Genomic DNA, 7,799 nt, shown 5'->3' with positions numbered 1-7,799 from the left:
AGGCCGAGTTCGGGCTGGGCTGCCCGATCAATGTCACCGACGGCTGCGCCAAGCTGTTGTCGAATTTCGGCAGCGAGGCCCTGAAGGCCAGATATCTCGACGGACTGACGCAGACCGACATGAACAGGCTGACCCAGGGCGGCCAGTTCATGACCGAGAAGGAAGGCGGCTCCGACGTCGGCACGCTGACCACGACGGCGGTGCAGGAAGGCGACCATTGGCGGCTCACGGGCGAGAAGTGGTTCTGCTCCAATGCCGATGCGAAAGTCGTGATGCTGCTGGCGCGGCCGGAAGGTGCCGGTCCCGGCACCCGCGGCGTCGGCCTGTTCCTGATGCCGCGGACGCTCGATGACGGTACGCCCAATCACTACCGGATCGTCCGCCTCAAGGACAAGCTCGGCACCCGTTCGATGGCTTCGGGCGAGATCAAGCTGGAGGGCGCGATTGCCTACGCGGTCGGCAGGCTCGATCGCGGCTTTGTCCAGATGGCCGAGATGGTGAATTCCTCGCGACTCTCCAACGGCGTCAAATCCACCGCGCTGATGCGGCGCGCGCATCACGACGCCATGACGGTGGCGCAGAACCGCGTGGTGTTCGGCCAGCGCATCATCGACCTGCCATTGGCGCGGCGGCAGTTGATGAAGATCATGCTGGCGACCGAACAGGCGTTGTCGATGAGTTTTGTCACCGCCGACGCGCTGGACCGCGCCGAGGCCGGCAGCCAGGACGCGGCGGCCCTGCTGCGTATCCTGACGCCGACCCTGAAATTCCGCGCCACCCGCGACGCCCGCAAGGTCTGCGGCGACGCGCTCGAGATGCGCGGCGGCATCGGTTACATCGAGGAATTCGCCACCAGCAGGCTGCTGCGCGACTCCCATCTCGGCTCGATCTGGGAAGGCACCGGCAATATCGTGGCGATCGATGCGCTGAAGCGCGCGGTCGGCCGCCATGGCGCCGAGGCGGCATTGGCCGCCGACCTGCACGCCCGCCTCGACGACAGCGCCAACGTGCCGCAGGCCTGGCGCAGCCGCTTGCGCGATCTCACCGACCGCGCCATCGGCTTTGCCCGCGAGGTTGCGAGCCGCATGGACAACGAGGCCGAGGCGCGCCGCGCCACCAGCCTGCTCTATCATGTCGCCAGCGCCGTGACGCTGGCCTGGGAGGGCGGGCGCATCCACGAGATGCGCGGCGATGCGCGCCGGCTGTTGCTGTCGCGGATGGTGATCGATCACCGGGTTGCGGCGGGCGATCCATTCCGGCTCACGGAAAATGCCGCGCAGCGCGCCATCACCGGCCATTTGCTGAGTGATCGCGCGGTCGGGATGGCCGAGGTTGGCGAATTGATTTCGGCGGCGTAGGCTCGTTTCTTACCCTCCCCTGGAGGGGGTGGGTCGGCTCGCATGAGCGCAGCGAAATGCGAGTCGGGGTGGGGTGACAGTCTTTCACCTCGGGCACTGCTTGCGAGGAGAGACTGTCACCCCACCCCGCCGCTCCTTTCAGTCGCGTCGACCCTCCCCCTCCAGGGGAGGGTGAACACTGTCAGCGTTCGAAGAACGAACACATAATAAAGAACCAAAACAAAACGAGGAAACACCGATGAAGGCCGCCGTCCTGGTTGAAGTCAACAAGCCGCTCGTGATCGAGGATGTCAGCCTGCAGAAGCCGGGTCCGCGCGAGGTGCTGATCCGCACTTCGGTTGCCGGGCTGTGCCACTCCGACCTGCATTTCATGGAAGGGCTCTACCCGCATCCGCTGCCCGCGGTGCTCGGCCACGAGTCGGCCGGAATCGTCGAGCAGGTCGGCTCCGACGTTACCTACGTCAAGCCCGGCGATCACGTCGTCACGTGTCTCTCGGTGTTCTGCGGCACCTGCGACAATTGCTCGACCGGACGGCCGGTGCTGTGCACCGACACCACGGTGAAGATGCTGCCCGGCGCCTCCAACCGGCTGTCATGGGCGCGCTCGGAGAAGCTGAACCAGTTCCTCAATCTGTCGTCGTTCGCCGAGCAGATGCTGGTGCACGAAAACGCCATCGTCAAAATCCGCAAGGACATGCCGCTCGATCTCGCGGCGCTGATCGGCTGCGGCGTCATCACCGGCTATGGCGCGGTGGTCAACACCGCCAAGGTTCAGCCCGGCGAGACCGTGGTCGTGATCGGCTGCGGCGGCGTCGGCATGGCCGCGATCAACGGCGCCGAAATCGCCGGCGCCGGCCGCGTCATCGCGGTCGATACCAATCCCGCAAAACTGCAGCTGGCCACCAAACTCGGCGCCACCGACATCATCGATCCCAGGAATGGCGACGTGGTGCAGCAGGTGCGCGATCTCACCAATGGCGGCGTGCATCACTCGTTCGAGGTGCTCGGCCGCAAGGAAACCGCGGAGCAGGCGTTTGCGATGCTCGCCCCCGGCGGCACCGCGACCATCGTCGGCATGATCCCGTTCGGCCAGAAGATCGAGCTGCACGGCTTCGATTTTCTCAGGGAGAAAAAGATCCAGGGCTCGTCGATGGGCTCGAACCATTTCCGCGTCGACATGCCCCGGCTGGTCGAATTCTACATGCGCGGCAAGCTGCATCTGGAGGACTGGATCTCGGCCAAGCTGAAGCTGAGCGAGATCAACGACGGCTTCGCCGCGATGAAGGCCGGCAAGACCGTCCGCAGCGTCATCATGTTCGATGCGTGATTCTTCATCCCTCCCCCCGCGCAGCGGTGGGGAGGGTGGCCGGCCGAAGGCCGGTCGGGTGGGGGGTGTCTCCACAAGCGCAGTAGCCGATAGACCCCCCACCCCGTCCTCCGCTTCGCTACGGCCGACCCTCCCCACCGCTTCGCGGGGGGAGGGATAAGAGCCGCGCGTCGCGTGGCCGCACTTCAATCATCGAACATCGGCGGCGGCACGAACCCGCCGAACTCGCGTTCGATCAGTTCCGCCAGTTTCAGCGGCGTGCGATCCTCCAGCCAGGGGCCGACGATCTGCACGCCGACCGGCAGGCCCTGCGGCGAAAGGCCGAGCGGGATCGCGGTGGCGGGCAGGCCGGGCAGGGTGGCGATGCCGGGCCACGCCAGCTGATCCGCGTAGACGTGGTCCGTGCCGTCGATCCGGATGCGCCGGACTTCCTGGTCCGGCGAATGATCATGCGGATAGGCCGGTGTCGGCATGATCGGGCAGATCACCGCATCGAACGATCTGAACAGCTCGCGCCATTGCGCGCGCAGCCGGGCGCGGGCGCCGTCGTCGAGCACCCAGTCGCGATGGCTTTGCGTCATGCCGCGCAGCCGCTCGGCGGCGAGGCTCGTGTTGTCGGCCTTCAACTGGGCGGCACCGGCCTGCGCGCCGGCGATGGCCTCGGCGGGGAAGAACGCGCCGAGAAACCCCATCAGCATCCGCATATAAAGCCGCGACGAGTCCGCAAAATCAGGCAGCAGCGGGCTGTGCCGCGCGATGCTCACGCCTGATTTGGCAAGGTTGTCCGCCAGTCGCTCGATCGAGCCGCGAACATCCTTGTCGGACGGCAGCACCGGGTCGCTGTCGATCACCAGTACGCGAAAATCCTTCAGTGCGGTGTGACGTGACGGCGGCAGCGCGAGCCTGTAACCGACGCCATTGTCCAGCGGATCGGGTCCCGCCATCACGTCGAGCAGCAGCGAGAGGTCGGCGGCCGAGCGCGCCATCGGGCCGATCACCGCCAGATCGCGGTCGAGCGGGATCGGCGGAAACGGCGGCGGGGTATGCCCGCGCGGCGGCACGATGTTGTAGGTCGGCTTGTGCGCATAGACGCCGCAGTGGAACGCCGGCACGCGCAGCGAACCGCCGATGTCGGAGCCGAGCGAGAGCGGCCCGTAACCGGCCGCCAGCGCCGCCGACGAACCGCCGGAGGAGCCGCCGGGCGTGCGGCCGAGGTCGAACGGGTTGTTGGTGGTGCCGTAGATCTCGTTGTAGCTCTGCCAGTCGGCGAGTCCGACCGGCACGTTGGTCTTGCCGAGGATCACGCCACCTGCCTGCTTGACGCGGCAAATCGACAGCGCGTCTTCGCTGGCCACAAAATCCTTCTGCGGCGGAAAACCCCATGTCGTGGGCAGCCCGGCGACATTGTAGGATTCCTTCACCGTCACGGGGATGCCGAGCAGCGGCGCTGTTTCGCCACGCGCGCGCGCCGCGTCGGCGGCGCGGGCGGCTTCCAGGCCGCGGGCGAAATCGCGCACGCATATCGCATTGATCCTGCCGTCGTGGCGCTCGATGCGGCCGATGGCGTCCTGCGCCAGTTCGACGGCGGAGACTTGCTTCGCTGCAAGGGCTGCCGACAATTCGGTGGCGCTCTTGAAGCTCCATTGCGATTTGGCCAAGATGTTCTCCCGCTGACTTTTGCCTGGCACGGATGATGCGCAGTTTGCGAGGGAGCCGCAAGACAGCGCGTCATGCATCGATGCATCGTGCGAACGCGGGATCGATGCTTGACGGAGGTCCTATATGACCTCTGCGCTTGGCAGGAATCCGGAGCGGGCGGATCGCTACAGCCTACGCCCCGCCGATCAGGATCCCGACCGCGAGCACGATGGCGCCGCCGAGCACGATCTGGAATGCCGCCTGCATGAACGGCGTATCCATGTAGCGCGCGCGGATCCAGGCGATCGCCCACAATTCGAAGAACACCACGATGCCGGCGATCGCGGTCGCGATCCAGAATGCGTTGGCCCAGCTATCCGGCACCAGATAGGGCAGGGTGTGGCCGAGGCCGCCGAGCGTCGTCATGGCGCCGCAGGTCACGCCGCGCAGCCAGGGCGAGCCGCGCCCGGTCAGCGATCCGTCGTCGGACAGCGCCTCCGCAAAACCCATGCTGATGCCGGCGCCGATCGAGGCTGCCAATCCCACCAGAAACGTCTGCCAGTTCTGATGCGTCGCGAACGCCGCGGCAAACAGCGGCGCCAGCGTCGATACCGAGCCGTCCATCAATCCGGCGAGACCCGGCTGGACATATTGCAGCACGAACACGCGGTGGCGGGTCCTGTCTTCCTGCTCGCGCACGTCCGGCTGGAGGATCGCGTCGGTCAGCCTTGCCGCTACGTTCTCGTGGCTTTTTTCCGCTTCGGCGAGATCGCCGAGCAGCCGGCGCACCCCGACATCGGTGGCCTGTTCCGCGGCCTTGACGTAAAACCGTTCGGCCTCGAACTCCATCGTCTCGGCTTCCTTGCGGATGGTGTCGAGCGACAGGTTCTTGGTCAGCCAGACCGGACGGCGGCGCAGGAATCCCTTGACGTTCTCGCGCCGGATCGGCGGCAGGTTCTTGCCGAAACGCTGCTCGTACATTTCCAGCAGCAGGTGGCGATGGCCCTTCTCCTCCTCGGCCATCTCCTCGAACACTTTTGCGGAATCCGGATAGCGCTCGGCAAGGTCCTCCGCAAAACTCATATAGATGCGGCTGTCTTCCTCTTCCGCTGATATCGCGACCGCCAGCACTTCGCGCTCGGTCAAATCGGCGAAATTCTTCACGACGAAGCCTCTGTGGTCAGATTTAGAACCATTCTAAATCTTATAGAGATGGCGCCTTGCCAGGTCAAATGATCAGGGCTTCGCAGCCTCGCGCAGGAACTGCAGCAACAGCCGGCTCACTTCGGCTGGCTGTTCCTGCTGCACCCAGTGGCCGGCGCCGTCGATCAGATGACATCCGACCATGTTGGTGCAGGCCGTCTTCTGCATCGCCTCGAACACGCCGGGGCGCTGGTAGGTGCCCCAGTCCTGCTGGCCGGAAATGAAGCACGAGGGGACGTCGATGGTGCGGCCGGACCAGGTCTGCAACTCCGCGATGAAGTCGCCCGAGGTGCCGCAGCGATACCACTGCAAGCCGCCCTGGAATCCGGTGCGGGCATATTCGGCGCTGTAGAACGCGAGTTCATGGTCGGGCAGCCATTTGTTGGCGGCTATCGCTTCGGCGGGCGGCATCTCCTCCGCCACCGTCTCGGCCATGTCTTTCGCAAAATCCATCACGTAATAGGTCGGCAGCTTTGCAAGCTCGCTGGCGGTCCAGCCCTGCAGCGGAGTGGGCTTGTTGTCCTTCCAGTCGGCGCTCTTGTGATGATAGTAGCCGCGCAGGAAATCATGCACGCCCTGCGGCGCCCGGTGCATGTCGGCGTTGGCCTGCCGCGTCGAGTAGTACCATTGATAATGTTTTCGCGGGCGCGGCAGCGCCGCGAGGTCGCGATGCACGGGATCTTCGGCCTTCGGCTTCGGCGGCGCATCGGCGGTGTCGAACGGCAGTGGCGGCGGTCCGGCGAACGGCGCGCTCATCAGCGCGACCGACCGGAACACGTCGGGCCGCACCAGCGCGCACCAGGCCGCGACCGAACTGCCGAAATCATGTCCTACCACCGCATCCACGTGGCGATAGCCGAACGCGGACACCAGCCCGAGCGCGTCGCGCACCAGGTTGAGCAGCCGGAACGAATTGAGATCGCCGTCGTAACTCGCATCCCAGCCGGTGGTGCGGCCATAGCCACGCTGGTCCGGCGCGATCACATGGTAGCCGGCGGCGGCCAGCTCCGGCATCACCTTGCGCCAGCTGAAAGCCAGTTCCGGAAAACCGTGCAGCAGCAGCAGGCAGGGCCGGCCTTTTGTCTCGAAGCCGGCTTCCAGCACATGCATGCGCAGGCCGTTGATGCCATCGACGAAGCGCGAGCGGATGGTGGAGGGGAGCGGGATGTCGGGGAGGGTGGTCATTCGTTCTCGCCATATCATGAGGTGAACGCGGTTCTTCTTCCCCTCTCCCCTTGTGGGAGAGGGTGGATCAATCGCGCAAAGCGCGATTGAGACGGGTGAGGGGTCGGTCTCCGCGGACAGAGACCCCTCATCCGGCAGCCTTCGGCTGCCACCTTCTCCCACAAGGGGAGAAGGGAAGAAAGTCACACCTTCGCTGCCGCCTTCGGCCAGTATTTGTCGCGCAAATGGCGCTTCACCAGCTTGCCGGTGGGCGTGCGCGGCAGCTCGGCTGCGAAATCGATGCTCTTCGGGCACTTGATCGGCGACAGATGTTTGCGGCAGAACACAATCAGTTCGGCCTCGAGCTCCTTGCCGGCCCTGGCCATGTCGTGCGGCTGCACCACCGCCTTGACCTCTTCGCCCATTTCTTCGTTCGGCACGCCGAACACCGCGACGTCGGCGACATCAGGGTGAGTGATCAGCACGTCCTCGGTCTCCTGCGGATAGATGTTCACGCCGCCGGAGATGATCATGTAGGACTTGCGGTCGGTGAGGTAGAGAAAGCCCTCCTCGTCGAGATAGCCGACATCGCCGAGCGTCGACCATCCCTTGGCATTATAGGCGCGCTTCGTCTTCTCGGGATCGTTGTGATAGGTGAAGACAGGCGCGTCGGCAAAATACACCGTGCCGATCTGGCCCACCGGCAATTCCGAATCGTTCTCGTCGAGGATTTTGATCGTGCCGACCACGGAGCGGCCAACGGTGCCGCGATGATCGAGCCATTGCTGCGAGGTCGATACCGTGACGCCGTTGCCTTCGGACCCGGCGTAGTACTCGATCAGGATCGGTCCCCACCATTCGATCATCTTCGCCTTGACGTCGATCGGGCAGGGCGCCGCGGCGTGGATCGCGCCCTTCAGCGAGGAGACGTCATAGCGCTTCCGCACGTCCTCCGGCAGTTTCAGCATGCGCACGAACATGGTCGGCACCAGCTGCGATTGCGTGACTTTGTACTTCTCGACCAGCTTCAGGAATTCCTCGGCGTCGAAGGATTCCATGATGATGGAGGTGCCGCCGAGCGTGATCGCCATCATGTTGAAGCGCAAGGG

At 65.1% G+C, this 7,799-nt stretch carries 6 protein-coding genes; 2 read left to right on the top strand and 4 right to left on the bottom strand.

Annotated features, from left to right (window positions below; genetic code table 11):
* Both Q7T45_RS28060 and Q7T45_RS28055 read left to right on the top strand, forming a co-directional pair.
* Positions 1–1,358: acyl-CoA dehydrogenase family protein (locus Q7T45_RS28060; protein ID WP_304875369.1), on the top strand; the 1,358-nt coding region annotated here is incomplete at its 5' end.
* A 238-nt stretch (positions 1,359–1,596) separates the two neighbouring features.
* Positions 1,597–2,685, top strand: a complete 1,089-nt coding sequence (locus tag Q7T45_RS28055) for a Zn-dependent alcohol dehydrogenase (protein ID WP_304875368.1) — start codon at positions 1,597–1,599, stop codon at positions 2,683–2,685.
* A 185-nt stretch (positions 2,686–2,870) separates the two neighbouring features.
* On the opposite strand, the gene Q7T45_RS28050 is transcribed toward Q7T45_RS28055, so the two are convergent.
* The 4 genes from Q7T45_RS28050 to Q7T45_RS28035 form a co-directional block, all read right to left on the bottom strand.
* A complete protein-coding gene (locus Q7T45_RS28050) occupies positions 2,871–4,343 on the bottom strand; it encodes an amidase (RefSeq protein ID WP_304875367.1) in 1,473 nt (490 codons plus the stop codon).
* A gap of 172 nt (positions 4,344–4,515) precedes the next feature.
* On the bottom strand, positions 4,516–5,487 hold the full coding sequence (gene mbfA / locus Q7T45_RS28045; RefSeq protein WP_304875366.1) for an iron exporter MbfA: 972 nt from the start codon (positions 5,485–5,487) through the stop codon (positions 4,516–4,518).
* 72 nt (positions 5,488–5,559) lie between these two features.
* Positions 5,560–6,711: an alpha/beta hydrolase gene (locus Q7T45_RS28040; RefSeq protein WP_304875365.1), complete on the bottom strand. Its 1,152-nt coding sequence runs from the start codon at positions 6,709–6,711 to the stop codon at positions 5,560–5,562.
* A gap of 182 nt (positions 6,712–6,893) precedes the next feature.
* A partial coding sequence (locus Q7T45_RS28035) for an AMP-binding protein (protein ID WP_304875364.1) occupies positions 6,894–7,799 on the bottom strand: 906 nt, incomplete at its 5' end.

Source organism: Bradyrhizobium sp. (assembly GCF_030646015.1).
Lineage (GTDB): Bacteria > Pseudomonadota > Alphaproteobacteria > Rhizobiales > Xanthobacteraceae > Bradyrhizobium.
The sequence above is the reverse complement of the archived record's forward strand: the minus strand, read 5'-3'. Positions and strand labels throughout refer to the sequence as shown.